This window comes from Alkalitalea saponilacus, from assembly GCF_900168165.1.
GTDB lineage: Bacteria > Bacteroidota > Bacteroidia > Bacteroidales > Marinilabiliaceae > Natronoflexus > Natronoflexus saponilacus.
In genome coordinates this window covers 1-16,332 of sequence record NZ_FUYV01000028.1, presented here as the reverse complement: position 1 = coordinate 16,332, position 16,332 = coordinate 1, and the positions used below count along the sequence as shown (strand labels likewise).

General features: G+C 40.3%; 9 protein-coding genes and 1 pseudogene. All 10 read left to right on the top strand.

Annotated elements, in window-relative coordinates; all coding sequences use genetic code 11:
- Positions 1–43: 43 nt before the first annotated feature.
- The gene (gene nagB / locus B5X70_RS16560) at positions 44–829 is read left to right on the top strand and encodes a glucosamine-6-phosphate deaminase (protein ID WP_079559021.1); all 786 of its coding nucleotides are present in this window, start codon (positions 44–46) and stop codon (positions 827–829) included.
- 511 nt (positions 830–1,340) lie between these two features.
- Positions 1,341–3,743 carry a pectate lyase family protein gene (locus B5X70_RS16555; RefSeq protein WP_079559020.1) on the top strand — a complete coding sequence of 801 codons (2,403 nt, stop codon included), beginning with the start codon at positions 1,341–1,343 and terminating at the stop codon, positions 3,741–3,743.
- Positions 3,744–3,906: 163 nt separating this feature from the next.
- Positions 3,907–7,062, top strand: coding sequence for a right-handed parallel beta-helix repeat-containing protein (locus B5X70_RS16550; protein ID WP_079559019.1), 3,156 nt, complete (start codon positions 3,907–3,909; stop codon positions 7,060–7,062).
- A 256-nt stretch (positions 7,063–7,318) separates the two neighbouring features.
- Positions 7,319–10,072: a phosphoenolpyruvate carboxylase gene (locus B5X70_RS16545; RefSeq protein ID WP_079559018.1), complete on the top strand. Its 2,754-nt coding sequence runs from the start codon at positions 7,319–7,321 to the stop codon at positions 10,070–10,072.
- Between the two features lie 100 nt (positions 10,073–10,172).
- Complete coding sequence (locus tag B5X70_RS16540; protein WP_079559017.1) at positions 10,173–11,342, top strand: MFS transporter; 1,170 nt, start codon at positions 10,173–10,175, stop codon at positions 11,340–11,342.
- 627 nt (positions 11,343–11,969) lie between these two features.
- On the top strand, positions 11,970–12,980 hold the full coding sequence (locus tag B5X70_RS16535) for a glycoside hydrolase family 43 protein (protein ID WP_079559016.1): 1,011 nt from the start codon (positions 11,970–11,972) through the stop codon (positions 12,978–12,980).
- A 200-nt stretch (positions 12,981–13,180) separates the two neighbouring features.
- Complete coding sequence (locus B5X70_RS16530; RefSeq protein ID WP_079559015.1) at positions 13,181–14,761, top strand: glycoside hydrolase family 43 protein; 1,581 nt, start codon at positions 13,181–13,183, stop codon at positions 14,759–14,761.
- A gap of 149 nt (positions 14,762–14,910) precedes the next feature.
- Positions 14,911–15,603, top strand: a complete 693-nt coding sequence (locus B5X70_RS16525) for a hypothetical protein (protein ID WP_079559014.1) — start codon at positions 14,911–14,913, stop codon at positions 15,601–15,603.
- A 126-nt stretch (positions 15,604–15,729) separates the two neighbouring features.
- Positions 15,730–16,053, top strand: coding sequence for an acyl-CoA thioesterase (locus B5X70_RS16520; protein ID WP_079559013.1), 324 nt, complete (start codon positions 15,730–15,732; stop codon positions 16,051–16,053).
- A gap of 56 nt (positions 16,054–16,109) precedes the next feature.
- A pseudogene (locus B5X70_RS18410) lies at positions 16,110–16,332 on the top strand (IS1634 family transposase); the annotation flags it as partial.

Genomic DNA, 16,332 nt, shown 5'->3' with positions numbered 1-16,332 from the left:
AGTTAGTTAAACTGGCAAGTAAACCTTAAATAATTATTAGGAAATGCGATTAATTATCAAACCCGATTATGGCACCGCCTCTGAATGGATTGCCAAATATATTGTTCAAAAAATCAATCAACACAATGATAACAAGCCCTTTGTTTTAGGACTGCCAACCGGTTCTTCACCGCTTGGTGTGTACCGGGAGCTGGTACGATTGTATGAAAATAAAGAAGTCTCCTTTCAAAATGTTGCGACCTTTAATATGGACGAGTACATCGGTTTGGAGAAGGGGCATGCTCAGAGCTATAGCACGTTTATGAAAGAAAATTTCTTCAACCATATTGATATCCTGCCTGAAAATTGTCATATCCCTGACGGGAGTTCTTCCGACATTAATCGGGAGTGCCTTCAATACGAAGAAAAAATCCTTCAATATGGAGGTATTGATCTGTTTCTTGGTGGCGTAGGGGAGGACGGACACATCGCATTTAACGAACCCGGATCGTCATTGCAATCTAAGACGCGGATAAAAACTCTCACCAACAATACAATTTTGAATAATGCACGATTCTTTAATAACAACCCTTCGGATGTGCCAAAAACTGCCATAACCGTTGGTGTATCAACCATTATGAGTGCCCGGGAAGTAATTATCATTGCTTGTGGACACAACAAAGCCCGTGCACTGAAAATGGGAGTGGAGGGTTCTGTAAATCAAATGTGGACCATTTCTGCATTGCAACTGCATCCTAAAGGAATCATAGTATGCGATGAGGACGCTACAATGGAATTAAAGGTAGGCACCTATCGTTATTTTAAGGAGATAGAAGGAAGTATCATTTAACTCATTTTCCACTCTTTACGAGAAAGGAAGTTATGTAAAAAGTTTTTCAACCCCCCGGACACTGTCCAGGGGGTATTTTTATGAGAAATAATTTCGGTGGCTCTTTAAACCAATTGGTTAAGATTTTCAAAAATTGATTGCTGATTTTTTTTGTTTGTTGTAGTAGAGGAGTTTAAAGGGATGAGGAGTTTCTTTATTTTTTGGAGATAGACTCAAGTGTTAAGGGATGTTATTAATTTGTCGTAACGATTTGGATAATTTAACACTATTGGAATAACCTTTTAAAAGGTAGTTTTGTCCAGTCACTTTAATTCAGGTGAACTCCCTTTGAAACTTACCGCTATACAACAGATCTGGCATGTCGTGTTATATATGGTCAATTAATTCAGATGATTTGGTTGATTACAAAAATTAACAAGCGTGTGCTGTTATTTGTGGGTAAATTTTAAAACAGTCGTTTTTGTACCTGCCTTAATTGGCGTCATAATAACCAAAATGAAAATCTATAAAAATGAAGCGAATCCAAATTTTTACTAAAATCAGTTTGTTGTTGATTTTATTTATGTTAATGCCAGTTGTTCATGCACAACAGGTCACAGGCAATTTACTAACAGAAGCGGCTACTTCTGTTGATTTTGACGAAAGGTCTTTTTATATGTTGGTAAACCGGGAAACTGGTAAAGCCATGGATGTTGAAGGACGAAGCATTCTAAATGATCACAATATTATTGTAGCCGATGTTGATTTTGCCATGCATCAGGTATGGAGAATGGATGATTTGGGGTCCGGAAGATACAACCTGGTTAACGGGCACAGTGACAAAGTAGTTCGTCACCGTGATGGAAATGTGAGACAGGAGAGGGATGGAAGCAGTAATAATCACCGTTGGAATATTGAACATCTGGAAGGAACCTATTTTCGACTGGTAAATGCTGCATCCATTAATGTTGTTTTAGCGGTTGATGGAAATAATGTAGTTGGAGCTGCTCCCAATGGAAGTGCCGCTCAGCAATGGGAAATATTAAGAGTTTATGCAGAACCCATCGTTCCTGATTTTAGTTTACAGGGTTTTGCATCGGTAGGGCAGGGAACCACGGGTGGAGCTGGTGGCGAAGTGGTCGTGGTGAACAATGAAGCAGACCTGATTCATTATATGCAACACCCCGATCCTTACATTATTTTAATTGAAGGCACAATTACGTTGGGCCCTGGAAACCACCACAGTCCTTCGGATAATATGCACAGCATAGCTCCAAATAAAACTCTATTTGGACTGGCGGGTGCAACCATTAAAGGAGGAGGTTTTAATATCCGTGGAACCAGGAACGACGGTGTGGGCGAAGTTACCCGAAGCAACATCATCATTCGTAATCTTACATTTGATGGTCCCGCTCCGGATGATTTTATCAATATTGAATGGGGCGCCAGTCATGTATGGATTGATCATAATACGTTTAACGGTCCAAACAACGATGGAATTGTTGATGTTAAGAGGGAATCAAGCTTTATAACCATTTCCTGGAACATTATTAACACCAACCATAAAACCATGTTATTGGGACACGATGCAAGTCATCATCACGATCGTGGTTATTTAAAAGTGACTTATCATCACAACTATATTTATAATTCTCAATCGCGTCATCCGCGTATGCGTTACGGTCGTGCCCATCTCTTTAATAATTATTTCAAATACATTGGTGATTATGTGATGGGGCCGGGTATTGAAGCAGAAATTATTTCTGAAAATAATCATGTATGGGAGTCAGGTCGATTTACTGACTGGTACCATGCAACGGGTAAGGTGCTTGAGAGAGGTCAGGGAAGTTTAATTAATCGCATTAATCATGATCATGACCCAAGAATTGTTACAAGCGATATAGAATGGGCCCCTGAAGATTACTATTCATACACATTGTATCCTGCATTAAGTGTGCGTGACATGGTGCAGGAATATGCAGGAGCAGGTGTGTTGTCGTGGGGCGATCCAATGCCTGAATCCTATACCTTGTCAACTTCAGTTGAAGGTCAGGGAAGTGTTAATCCTGCTTCCGGTTCATTTGGCGAGGACAGTGAAGTGCAAATTACTGCAACACCTGCATCTGGCTGGCAATTTGATGGCTGGAGCGGTGATGCAACCGGTACTGACAATCCTTTGACTTTGATCATGAACAACAATAAGTCAGTAACAGCTACATTCATTGAGATTCCTGGAGGTGGTGATAATGGTGATAACGGAGATGGACAAATAGGGTGGAAGATCCTTTATGATTGGAATTTCTCAGCTATGCCGGAATATGTATCAAATTTTGCAGTTTCTGGTTCACAAACCATTGCAGGTGCTACATTATACAATAGCATTGAAGTTGATGGCATGGCTGATCGCAGTTCAGAAATTGATGGTGCAACCTATACCTACAATCGCAGGGTTAAGTTTGGAGGGGCAGGTTCTTTCAGTGGTGGCAATCCTGCCGCGAGAGTTTACGCGTTCCCTGTTCCCGGAGATGCTAAAATTACCATTGTTCATCAGTCGGCGAGTACCAGTGCCAATAGAGTGCTTCGCGTTGCACACGGAGCCAATCAGGTTCTTGAAACTTTTACATCTCCGGGAAGTCCACATGCAATGGATGTTTATTTTTATGCCGGTGATGCCACTACCATTTATCTTTATTCAGAAAGCAGTGGTATTAATTTATATCATGTGCGTGTTGAAGAGCCTGATTATGGGGCACCAACCAATATGAAAGATTCATTCCCTGTAAATAAAGAAGTGATTTCTGTAAATTATTATAATCTGAATGGTGTAAATCTGGGTAAGAATTTTGATGCATTACCTGCCGGATTTTATATCAAAGTAAAAAAGTTTGAAGATGGTTCTTTCAAAACCGAAAAGGTTTTAAAAGAGAGAAGATAATAATCTGCTAACAGCTAAATAGATCAAAATTACCGCTAAGCGAGATTCGCCAGAACTGTTTTGCCTGAGAAAATTGCTTAGCGGTTATTAGTTGACAGGGTTATAGTGTTGTCAGATTTCGAATTACAGCATTTTTTGTTAATGATCAATAATCCATGCTTTTATGAAGAAGTTTTTATTTACTATTTTGTCTGTGTTATTTGTTTCACTGTCTGTGGCAAATAATACGATATATGTTTCCCCATCAGGGAACGACTCTAATTCCGGAACGATTAGCAGTCCGGTTGGCACTCTAAATAGAGCCCTATCTATGATTAGCCCTGGGGATGAGATTGTAATGAGAGGAGGCAGGTATTATCACAATTCAAGAATAACCATCAACACCAACTTAAGCGGTAATGCCTCACGCAGAACAGTTTTACGTGCTTACGAAAACGAAGTGCCAATACTTGATTTTTGGGCGCAGGAGGAGTTGTCGGGGCGCGATGGATTGCGATTGTTGGCCAGTTACTGGCATATAATTGGAATACATGTTCATGGTGCCGGAGGAAATGGTTTTCGGATCGAGGGCAGTTATAATATATTAGAAAACTGTGTAGCATATAGGAACCGCCTTACCGGAATTCATATAGAAAGTCGGGATCCTGCACCAAGGGCTTCCCATAACTTGATTAAAAATTGTGATAGTTATCACAATTTCAACTGGCGGGGAAGAGTTGGAAACATGTCAGATGGTTTTACCGCTAAGTATGACATAGGACCCGGTAATCATTTCTATGGCTGTCGTGCGTGGGGTAATTCCGACGATGGTTTTGATTTTTGGAGAGCACGTAATACCATTATTGTAGAGAAGTGTTGGGCATTTGGGAATGGTGACATATCAGTATTTGAAAGTTATTTTAGCAATAACCAAACCCAGCTGAACAGATTAAGATCTGAGTTTGATGGGGGTGGGAATGGTTTTAAAATGGGAGGTGATCATCAACCGGGGCCGCATATCGTAAAGCGATCAATGGCATTTGATAATACCGGAAAAGGGTTTGATCATAACAACAATACCGGTGCAATGACTTTTATTCATAATACTGCATATAACAATGATCGAAACTATGTATTTCCAAATAATCCCTCATCCGGACGTACTGTTTTTCAAAACAACCTAAGCGCTAATTCACGCGTCATTGCTCAAACTCCATCAAATGCTCTTTTGCAGGGCAACAGTTGGCAATCAGGAACAGTAACAAATAGCATGTTCCAAAGTGTGAATACGTCGCTTGCACGCCAGCCGAGGCAATCGGATGGTTCATTGCCAGAAACAACGTTGTTCAAGTTGGTTGATGGTTCGTTTCTTGTTAATGGAGGTGTCGATATTGGAGAGCCTTTTAGTGGGACTGCTCCAGATATTGGAGCCTATGAATTCGGAGTTATAACCACACCTCCTCCTCCTTCAGGTGGTGGTAATATTTCATCTCAGGATTGGAATTTTAGCGCCATGCCTGAATATGCTTCTAATTTTTCTGTAAGTGGATCAAGATCTATTGCCGGAGCTACTCTATATAACGGCATCGAAGTGGATGGCATGGCTGCTAGAAGTGCTACGATCGATGGAGTGAGTTACACTTATAATCGGAGGGTTAAATTGAACGGGACTGGTCAGTTCAACGGACATCAGCCAACCGACCGGGTTTTTGCTTTTGACGTTCCCGGAGATGTTACCATCACCATTGTTTGCCAATCTGCCAACAGCAGCCAGAATCGTAGTTTGAGAATAGCTAACGGTTCCAATTCTGTTCTGCATACCATTTCTGCTCCCGGTAACAATCTGGCAATTTCGGTTTATGAATATACAGGTGCTCCAACCACCATCTATCTCTACTCACCAAGCAGTGGTGTCAATCTTTATCACGTGAGGGTAGAATCAGCCGAGCCTGAGAAATTTTTGCTCAATGTTAACGCCTCAAATGGTACGGTTATGCCTTCAGATGGCGAATTTGAGAGTGGAACTGAGTTGCAACTTAATGCCATACCCGATAATGGTTTTGTTTTTAGCCACTGGAGTGGTGATATCACCGGAACCAATAATCCCGCTGCTTTAATAATTGAGACGGACATAAACGCAACAGCTCATTTTGTGGCAGCAAATCAGGGAGGCGGAGGGTCACCAGATAACGGCTCTGCTTTATTCGATTGGAATTTTAGCGCCATGCCTGAATATGCTTCTAATTTTTCTGTAAGTGGATCAAGATCTATTGCCGGAGCTACTCTGTATAACGGCATCGAAGTGGATGGCATGGCCGCACGCAGTGTGACAATGGATGGCGTTAGTTATACCTATAATAGAAGAGTGAAACTTAACGGTTCCGGCCAGTTCAGTGGTCAGCAACCAACCGGAAGGGTTGTTGCTTTTGATGTACCGGGGGATGCAACCATCACCATTGTTTGCCAATCTGCCAGCAGCAGCCAGAACCGCGTTCTGAGAATTGCGGACGGATCAAACAATGTTCTGCATACAGTTGCTGCTCCCGGAAGCAATCTGGCATTGTCGGTTTATCAATATAGTGGTGAGGCAACGACTATATTCCTCTATTCTCCAGATAGTGGGGTAAATCTCTACCATGTTAGGGTTGAGGTTGTCAATCAGCAAATTGCAAATGATTGGTTCTTTACCGGAATGACTGCCTATTCATCTGATTTTACTGTCAGTGGATCCCAATCCATTGCCGGAGCTGTTCTCTACAACGGCATTGAAGTTGATGGTATGTCTGCAAGAAGTCAGGATGTTGGTGACCAGACCTACACTTACACCCGTAGGGTTAAACTCAACGGCACGGGGCAGTTCAATGGTCAGCAACCTATTGGACGAGTTTTCGCATTTGATGTAACTGGAAACTCAAGAATTACGATCGTCTGTCAGTCTGCCAGCAGTAGTTCTAATCGCATTCTAAACATTGCCACTGCTCCTAACAATATATTGCAAGCTATTTCGGCTCCAGGTGCTAACCTTCAAAAATCAGTTTACAACTATATCGGCGGGGCAACCACCATTTATCTGTTCTCTCCAAACAGCGGAGTTAATTTGTATCATGTAAGGGTTGAAAATATTGCCGAAGGCCCAATGAATGCCGGACAAAATGTGCCGACTTTTATTCCTGATAATAGATATGCAAACGATGATATTGAGTCCATTGTATATTATAATCTGAATGGTGTTATAGTTGGAAATGATTTTGACAGACTCCCTCCAGGCATATTTATCCAATTGACCAGATATAAGGATGGTCATGTAAAGAGTAGTAAGGTTATTGTAAGTAACAGATGATGAGGTATTAATTATGTCAATTAGAAATGGCTATCCGTTCGGATAGCCATTTTGTTTCCTGATCAAAGGACTTCCGTTATTTTTAACAATTAAAGAAGATTTTCTTTAATTAAGATTTCAAAATGACAATTATAAAAACTACTTTCTTATTTTTGTTGCGGAAAATTGTATCAAAGCTTTTGTTGTTTAAACAACAAAAGTATGAACTAACCACAGAAATTATTGTTTAGAAACCGGGTACAAATCAATCAACTAAATGAGAAAAGAGTTATCAGATGTCGAGATAAAGCAAATAAAACAGCAGATTGAGAGTGATGGACTGCAGAAGATCAGTAAAGATTTGAACTCTGTATCTGTTTTTTTGCGAGAGGTTTTAAAGGATCTGAATGAAGATTCACTGGTTAAATTGCTTAACTCCATCCATGAAAAAAGTGGGGAGGTAAATCTTAATGATAAAGTGTCTGACGAGAAACTGGTTCAGGCTCTGAGTATTCTTTTTCAATTGATGAATTTGGTGGAGGAGAATGCTGCCGCACAGTTTCGTCGAAAGATTGAGAACAGATTGGGAGCATCCAGCATCAGAGGTTCCTGGTCGGAAACATTCAGCAAGTGGAAAAAGCAGGGTTTAAACGAGGATCAGATCAGGGAGTTGCTTTCCAAGATTCACATCATGCCGGTTTTAACAGCACACCCTACTGAAGCAAAGCGTACAACCATTCTTAAACTGCACCGCGAGATATATCTTCAGCTGGTCAAAAAAGAGAATGCTGTTTGGTCCGAAACCGAGCGGAAAGTGATCAATGCCACCATTCGGGCATTAATTGAACGATGGTGGAGAAGTGGGGAGGTTTATCGTGAAAAGCCCGATGTTCCCTCGGAACGCAGTAGTGTATTGCACTATTTTACTAGAGTGTTTCCAGAGGCCTTAAAATTGAGCGACGAAAGACTGAGATATACATGGAAGGCTTATGGCTTTGATCCAAAGAGATTAAGTCGTCCTGAGCATTATCCCTTGCTTTCCTTCGGAAGTTGGGTGGGTGGCGACCGTGATGGCCATCCTTACGTTACAGCGGAAGTTACCCGCGACACTTTAATGGAGCATCGTAAAGCGGCTTTTAGTTTGCTCGAAGGTCAGTTGGATGCTTTGGCATCCCAAATGAGTTTTTCCGATACCCGCAATCAGGTTCCTGAGAAACTTTACGAACGTATTGAAGAGATGTCGCTGAATCTGCGTAAAGCCGGCTATAAGGCTGTATCTAGAAACCAACACGAACCATGGAGGCAGTTGGTGGAATTGATGCTCGCTAAATTGATCAATACCCGAAAGGAACGAGTACAATCGGGTGATATGGTTTACGACTCTTCTTTTCAGCTGCAGGATGATCTTCTTTTTCTAAGGGAGAGTTTATCAGCCATCGGCGCATATAAAATTATTGACACATTCCTGTTTCCGCTTGAACGCCATGTTAAATGCTTTGGGTTTCATCTGGCCAAACTGGATATCAGGCAAAACAGTGCCTTTCATGATAAGGCACTGGAACAAATGCTCAATTATGCTTCCACCGAAGAACGAAATTACACCACCTGGAGTGAGGAGCAAAAAATTGAATTTCTTACAAATGAATTAAAAAGCAACAGACCTTTTGTCGTTTCAGGAATTTCTGTTGGTGCTGAAGCTGATCAGGTATTGGCTTGTTACCGAGTGATAAAAGAACATGTCGACAGATACGGAGCCGATGGCATCGGCTCCATCATAGTGAGTATGACTCGCGGGTTAAGCGATTTACTGATTGTGTATCTCTTTATGCGCGAAGTTGGACTGGATCCGAAACTTCTTCAGGTGGTTCCTCTTTTTGAAACCATTGAAGACCTAAACCAGTCGCACATTGTTCTGGACAGATATCTTTCGCATCCGGTGGTGCAATCTGTGAAAGGATCTCAGAGGTCTGTTCAGGAAGTTATGCTTGGGTACAGCGACAGCAATAAGGACGGAGGCATTGTTGCCAGCCGTTGGAATATATATAAGGCCGAGCGGGACTTAACCAATATTGCAAAAAAGCATAATGCAGAACTTAGGTTCTTCCATGGTATAGGTGGAACCATCAGTCGTGGAGGAGGGAAGTATCATCGGTTCCTTGATAGTATGCCGGAAGGCTCTTTTTCCGGTGAAATAAAACTAACCGTTCAGGGAGAGGCAATTGCACAACAGTTTGCCAACTTAGTTAATGCCAATTATAACCTTGAGATGTTGCTTTCGGGGGCAGCTCTGCAAACTGGATATTGTTTGCATGCGCCTTCTGTTGATGAATTCCCCGATGAGGCACTGGATCTTTTAGCACGGCTCTCTTTGGAACGGTATCAGGAATTGATCAGACATCCCGATTTTATTAAGTTCTATAGTCAATGTACGCCCATTGATGTAGTTGAGCAGAGCAAAATTGGGTCGCGTCCCTCCCGGAGAACCGGACAACGCACATTAAATGATCTGCGAGCCATTCCTTGGGTGTTTAGCTGGAAACAATCCAGGTTTAACCTCACTGCCTGGTATGGGGTTGGTTATGGTCTTGAAGTTATGAAGAACGATCATCCTCAATTGTACGACCAGTTGAAAGTGTTTGCCCATAAATGGCCATTCCTCAGATACACTTTGATCCATATTGAAACCAACCTTTTGAATGCCGATAAAAAGTTGATGGAGGCTTATGCTTCTCTGGTTGATGATGATAAAATTCGCAATGATTTTATGGCCAACATTCTCTCTGAGCATCAGAAAAGCATAAAGCAGGTGGCAGCACTGCTTGGAGACCAGACAGAGAACCGAAGAATCAGCCTGCTTGAGAATATAAATCGTCGAAAGGATTCATTGCAAACCCTACACCAAATGCAGATTGATTCTCTCAGGCAATGGCGATTGGTTAAAGATGAGAACCCGGAAAAGGCAGCTGTGTTGTTAGATAAACTGCTTATCATAACCACTGCCATTTCAGGTGGAGTGAAAAATACAGGTTGATTAATTGTTAATCATAATACTAAATCAATTTCTAGGATCGTTGATGGATACATACATGAGTATCCTTATTGACCATGTCCAGAAGTAAACACTTTTAATAATGCAGAAATTCTTAACAGTATTATCAGCGTTTTTTATTATGCTTTGTCTGGGTGGAGTTTACGCCTGGAGTGTATTTGTTCCCGGATTAATGGCGGAGTATAATTTCTCTTCGTTTCAAACGCAGTTGATCTTTGGGTCAATCATTGCTGTCTTTCCCACCACAATGCTTCTTGCCGGCATTTTAGAAAAGAAACTCAAACCTGTTACAATGGGGATGATTTCAGCCGCATTGTTTACAATGGGCTACCTTTTGGCAGGGTTCTCAAATGGTAACTTTTGGATGGTGCTATTCGGTATTGGTATACTCTCCGGAGTAGGCACCGGATTTGGCTATTTAGTCTCTTTAACAACACCTGTAAAATGGTTTCCCGAAAAGAAGGGTTTGATAACAGGCATCGCAGCTGCAGGATTTGGCCTTGCGGCTGTTGTCCTCTCATTTCTTGCAGAGACTCTGCTTGATCAAGGAAGGGATGTGTTGCATATATTTACAAAGGTTGGTTTGGGTTATGGCTTGGTGATTTTTCTTCTGTCATTCTTTTTAAAGGCTCCGTCATCAGCTGTATCAGGCCATCGGGTTGATGTGCGTTATTTCTTTAAAAGCAAAAGTTTTGTGAAACTTTTGTTTGGTATTTTCTTTGGAACCTTTGCTGGTTTGCTTGTAATTGGCAGTTTGTCTCCAATCGGGGAGGTTTATTACATCGATGGCCATGTGTTGGTTGTAGGCGTATCAGTGTTTGCTGTGGCAAATTTTCTTGGCCGGCTCTCTTGGGGCATGGTCAGTGATTATCTAAATACAGAAATAGTTATTTTTTCAGCATTAACCCTTCAGGCGGTATCAATCTTCCTACTGGGTTTTCTGCATCTTACTGAGTTTAGCTATATTGTTCTGTCTGCCATGATTGGATTTGGGTTTGGAGCAAATTTTGTTTTGTTTGCCAAAGAGACTTCACACTTATATGGTATAGCGAATTTAGGCATAGTTTATCCATATGTTTTGCTTGGATACGCTGTCGCCGGAATTGTTGGTCCTGTAACCGGTGGCGTTTTGTATGACATAACGGGTTCGTTTAATACAGCAATATACATTGCTGCATTTATGAGTATGATGGGTGCAATATTGTTTTTAATTCGTGTTAAAACCTCCTCAAAATCTACAAAATCTTTATAAATTGATTTTGTGATCTAATAAAGAAGTTTTCTGCAAGCTTCCATTTATAAAATTAAACCACTAATGTAGCTTTACATTAGTGGTTTTTTTGTTTTGGATAATATAAGGCCATGATATTCATGTTTATACATCTGGATTATTCATGTTGGTCTCGATCAATATTGTCACGAACAAGCAATATCTTTTCATGTATAGGGGTAATGATTGGCTATTGTAACGCTGTTTACGAAAGAATTACCATTAAGTCCACCTTTCAGGGACGTAACCTTCTTAATTTTGTTTTAGTGACAGTTTAAACCGATTTTGTATTATTTACATGAATGAAATGGTTATATATTTATAATCAACACTTGAATATAAATACGGATTTATTCGGTTACAAAGATGTCAACCAAAGTAATGTGTGAATGTCTTTAGTTAAAAAAAATGTAAAAAGAAGCGAATCCTTAGTTTCAAATCAACTATAAAATGACGGGTTACTATGGTGCGTTTGATCTTTCCCCTTGGCTTCGGTGTGAGCTCAGTCGAACGGGGTTAGGGTGATCGAGGAAGATCACGCAAATTAGACTTGACACTAGGTTTTCGAAACGAGTTCCATCTTATAACTTAAAAACAAATTATAAACAGATGAAAAAAATGATCAGATCTTTAGTAGTATTGTCACTATTGGTGGCAGGTGCATTGGTAGAAATTGCGCACTCTCAGGAATTTAATTATGACAATCCTTTAATTCGTCAAAGAGCAGATCCCTGGATTCATAGAACAGATTGTGGCATCTATTATTTTATTGCTACTGTTCCTGAATATGATCGAATTGAAATCAGGAAATCAAATACAATTAATGGTTTAGCAGATGCAGAACCTGTTGTTGTGTGGAGAAAGCATGACAGCGGTCCGATGAGCCACCACATTTGGGCTCCAGAATTGCACAGGGTAGATGGGAAATGGTATATTTATTTTGCCGCAGCTCGCGCAGAAAATATATGGAAAATTCGCATGTGGGCTTTATCAAACGACTCAGATGATCCAACTACAGGAGAGTGGGTTGAGGAAGGACAAATTAGAACGGAAAGAGACGATTTTGCTCTTGATGCAACTGTGTTTGAGCATAAAGGAGAATACTATTACGTGTGGGCTGAAAAAACCCGGCCAGATAACAATTCAGGACTGATTATGTCAAAAATGAAAGATGGTGTTACATTAATCGGTCCGGAAGTGGTTATCTCTGAGCCTGAATATGAATGGGAAATGCACACATACGCCGTTAATGAAGGAGCCGCTGTTATTAAACATGGTAATCGGATTTTTATGACATTCTCTGCCAGTGCCACAGACCATACTTATGCTATTGGCTTATTATGGGCTTACAAAGACTCTGATTTGATGGATCCAAACTCATGGCACAAACTTCCGGAGCCGGTATTCTATACCAATGAGAAGTTTAATCGGTTTGGTCCCGGACATAATAGCTTTACAGTGGCAGAAGATGGCAAAACGCCAGTTTTGGTATATCATGCCAGAGAATATAAGGAGATTGACGGGTTTGCCCTTGATGATCCAAACAGAGATACACGTGTTAGAACCTTCCGTTGGAATGACGATGGATTTCCAGATTTTGGACAAGAAATTGGTGATTAATTAATTCTCTTACCATTGTTTCTAATAAAATGGGGCACAAACCCGGTTTAAGCGAGTTGGTCCCCATTCTTATTCAATCTGAAAATTTTATTACAACGAGATCCTTTTACCGTTACATAATCAATTTTCCTTATCTATTAATGAATAATATTTGCTTACCATGCTTTTGGTAAGCAAAAGAGTTACTAAAAATAATTCCAATGAAGAGAAATCTTTTTACGGCCACTTTTCTGATTCTAATTTTGGCAGTTTCCTGTAGCACACAAAAGGAAACACCTATGGCAACAAACCCAATAATCTTTGCCGATGTTCCGGATATAGCTATTGTTAGGGTTGGAGATGCTTACTATATGAGCAGTACAACCATGCACATGAGTCCCGGATTGCCTATAATGCGTTCTTACGATTTGGTGAATTGGGAACTGGTTAGTTATGCTTACGACATTTTAATTGACAATGAAATGATGCGCCTCGAAAATGGACAGGAAAGCTATGGCTTTGGCTCCTGGGCCAGCAGCATGAGGTTTCACGATGGCGTATATTATGTTTCAACTTTTGCAGCCACTTCAGGCAAAACACACATCTACACAACAACTGATATAGAAAATGGAGAATGGCAGGAGATCTCTTTTGAACCTGATTTACATGACCATACTTTGTTTTTTGATGATGATGGCCGCATTTATATGATATACGCCTGTGGCGAATTGCGCTTAGTTGAGTTGAAACCCGATTTGTCTGGTATCATCCCAGGTTCTGAAATTGTTGTGATAGAAGATGCCAGCAGCATTGCAGGAGAGCATATTGGCTTGTGCGCTGAAGGCTCCCAATTGTTAAAACATGAAGGGATGTATTATCTCTTTAATATTGTATGGCCTGTAAACGATATGAGGACGGTTCTTGTGCATAGAGCGGATAATATTGCTGGTCCTTATGAAGGCCGTGTGATTTTAAAAGACCGCGGGATTGCTCAGGGTAGTCTAATTGATACTCCGGAAGGAGATTGGTATGCGTATATGTTTCGCGACCATGGTGCAGTTGGACGAATTCCCTACTTGATGCCTGTAGATTGGGTTGACGGTTGGCCTGTTTTAGGTATTGACGGAAAAGTTCCCGATACCCTGGATATTCCTGCCGGTGATGGCGGAATTTCTGGTATTGTTGCCTCTGATGATTTTGTCAGAGAGCCTGGTGATGAAAAACTTCCTCTTGTATGGCAATGGAATCATAACCCCGATCATCGCTTTTGGTCATTAAGTGATCGGCCCGGATATTTGAGATTAATTACCGGACGTGTCGACGCTAATGTGCTTCAGGCACGTAATACACTTACTCAGCGTACTTTTGGGCCACAAAGTTCAGCTTATACCAGAATGGAGATTGGAAATATGAATAATGGCGACTGCGCAGGTCTTATTGCCTTACAAAGAGATTATGGGTTTGTTGGAGTTCGCAAGGAAAATGATAAAAATTATCTGGTTCTTGAACTTGCAGAAAACAATAATCCTCAGGAGTTGGAAAGGGTTCTTATTGATCAGGATCATATTTATTTACGTATTGATTGCGATTTTGAAGATATGGTTGATCTTGCTTACTTTTATTATAGTCTTGACGGCAATGAGTGGATTCGAATTGGCAAGCCCCTGCAAATGGTATATACCCTAATACATCATTTTATGGGATATCGGTTTGGTCTGTTTAATTATGCCACAGAAACTGCCGGAGGCTATGTTGATTTTGATTTTTTCAAGGTTAATGATGAGATCATTAATCCATACTGATTTATTTTAGGTTTTCGTTTTGATCTCCCTTCTTTATGGTGATTTTTATTACCAAAAGAAGGGATTTCTTTTATTATATATTCGACCTCTTTATTAGGTTTTTATAAAATACTACTTTTGACTTCCGAAAACTAAATGTTATCTTAATAATGCAAAGTCTTATTAATTGGGTGTCTCAGCACGACAATAAACGTTTATTTATCGTATTATACATTGGGTTGTCACTGGTGCTAAGCATTACCATTAGCTTATTTTGGCTTTTATTTGCCGTGCTTATTCATTTTATGTTTGAGTTGATCAGGCAAAATCAAATTTATAAAAAACCTAAGCATATATTCTTGGAAAGTTTATGGGAAACAAAACTTGATTTTGCTTTGGTTGTTTTTGCATTATGGTTGGCAATTTATCTTGATTTCATCTTTGGAATTGCCGGTGTTGGGGCATTGGCTAGAGTCGGTGTTCAATCTGCATCACACAGCGGTTCTGTGGCAGCTAAAGGCGCAGAGATTTCAGTGCGTTTTGCAACTTGGAACAGAGCCATCCGTGGAATTTTGCTATCCCTTGATGATGCAGGGAATGCAGCAAAAGCTATCTATCAAAGTAAATCATCAAAGAAGGACTCTTATGAGAGTGGTTATGATGCGAACGTCATTAACAGTAATTCAGATGAGAATACTAAAGTTTCTACTTCATGGAGAAATAAATGGAATGTAATTGATTACATGGCAGTTTGCTTGTTTTTACTAACTTTTGTTTTAATTGTGTTGGCTCCTTTTATCCTAAATATAAGTTTTGCAGGTATAATTAGTGTTGCAATGGAGGAGTTTCATCCTTTACCTTAAAGATCTTAAATTTGCCTTGTTCAGGTCATAAACACTATAGAGCCAAAGTGTGTCTTAACGATTTTAAAAACTAGATTTAAACAGTTGCATTCAATTATCATTTTTTTTATAAAAAAACTAATATCTATGCCTCAAAAATATCAATACGAATTGGACTTTAAAGTGCGCGACTACGAATGCGACCTACAGGGAATAGTGAACAACAGTGTTTATCAAAATTACCTGGAACATACCCGTCACGAATTTTTGCTAAGCATAGGACTTGATTTTGCAGATCTTGCGCGGCGGGATATTTTAGCTGTTGTTGCTCGAGTTGACTTGGCTTATAAAACTCCACTAAAAAGTGGCGATAAGTTTGTAGTTCGCCTAAGGGTTGAACATACCGGGGTAAAGTATGTCTTTCCTGTTTTCCGGATTAGATTTTACTCAAAATCGCAATCACATGTATAGCAGTGTTTTATGAGTTTGTTTTTTGAAAAGTGGGTGTCCCATGGTATCTTTAGAGCATGTTTGTTCGAAAGAAAAAAAATAGAAGTGGGAGTGTTAGTATCCAGATTATCAAAAAGATTAATCGGGTAAACAAGATTGTCAAAACCATAGGTTCATCCAAAGATCCTGTTGAGATTGACCGTTTATTCCAAAAGGGACTTTATGAGCTTCCCCGATTACATGGAGCAACTTTGTTCGATCAGATTCATGAACCTAACATTGGAGAGTTAAGCAATGACA

Excerpts from the sequence above, each read along its gene's own strand:
- nagB (WP_079559021.1), top strand. The coding sequence starts at position 44 with ATGCGATTAATTATCAAACCCGATTATGGCACCGCCTCTGAATGGATT.
- B5X70_RS16555 (WP_079559020.1), top strand. The coding sequence starts at position 1,341 with ATGAAGCGAATCCAAATTTTTACTAAAATCAGTTTGTTGTTGATTTTA.
- B5X70_RS16550 (WP_079559019.1), top strand. The coding sequence starts at position 3,907 with ATGAAGAAGTTTTTATTTACTATTTTGTCTGTGTTATTTGTTTCACTG.
- B5X70_RS16545 (WP_079559018.1), top strand. The coding sequence starts at position 7,319 with ATGAGAAAAGAGTTATCAGATGTCGAGATAAAGCAAATAAAACAGCAG.
- B5X70_RS16540 (WP_079559017.1), top strand. The coding sequence starts at position 10,173 with ATGCAGAAATTCTTAACAGTATTATCAGCGTTTTTTATTATGCTTTGT.
- B5X70_RS16535 (WP_079559016.1), top strand. The coding sequence starts at position 11,970 with ATGAAAAAAATGATCAGATCTTTAGTAGTATTGTCACTATTGGTGGCA.
- B5X70_RS16530 (WP_079559015.1), top strand. The coding sequence starts at position 13,181 with ATGAAGAGAAATCTTTTTACGGCCACTTTTCTGATTCTAATTTTGGCA.
- B5X70_RS16525 (WP_079559014.1), top strand. The coding sequence starts at position 14,911 with ATGCAAAGTCTTATTAATTGGGTGTCTCAGCACGACAATAAACGTTTA.
- B5X70_RS16520 (WP_079559013.1), top strand. The coding sequence starts at position 15,730 with ATGCCTCAAAAATATCAATACGAATTGGACTTTAAAGTGCGCGACTAC.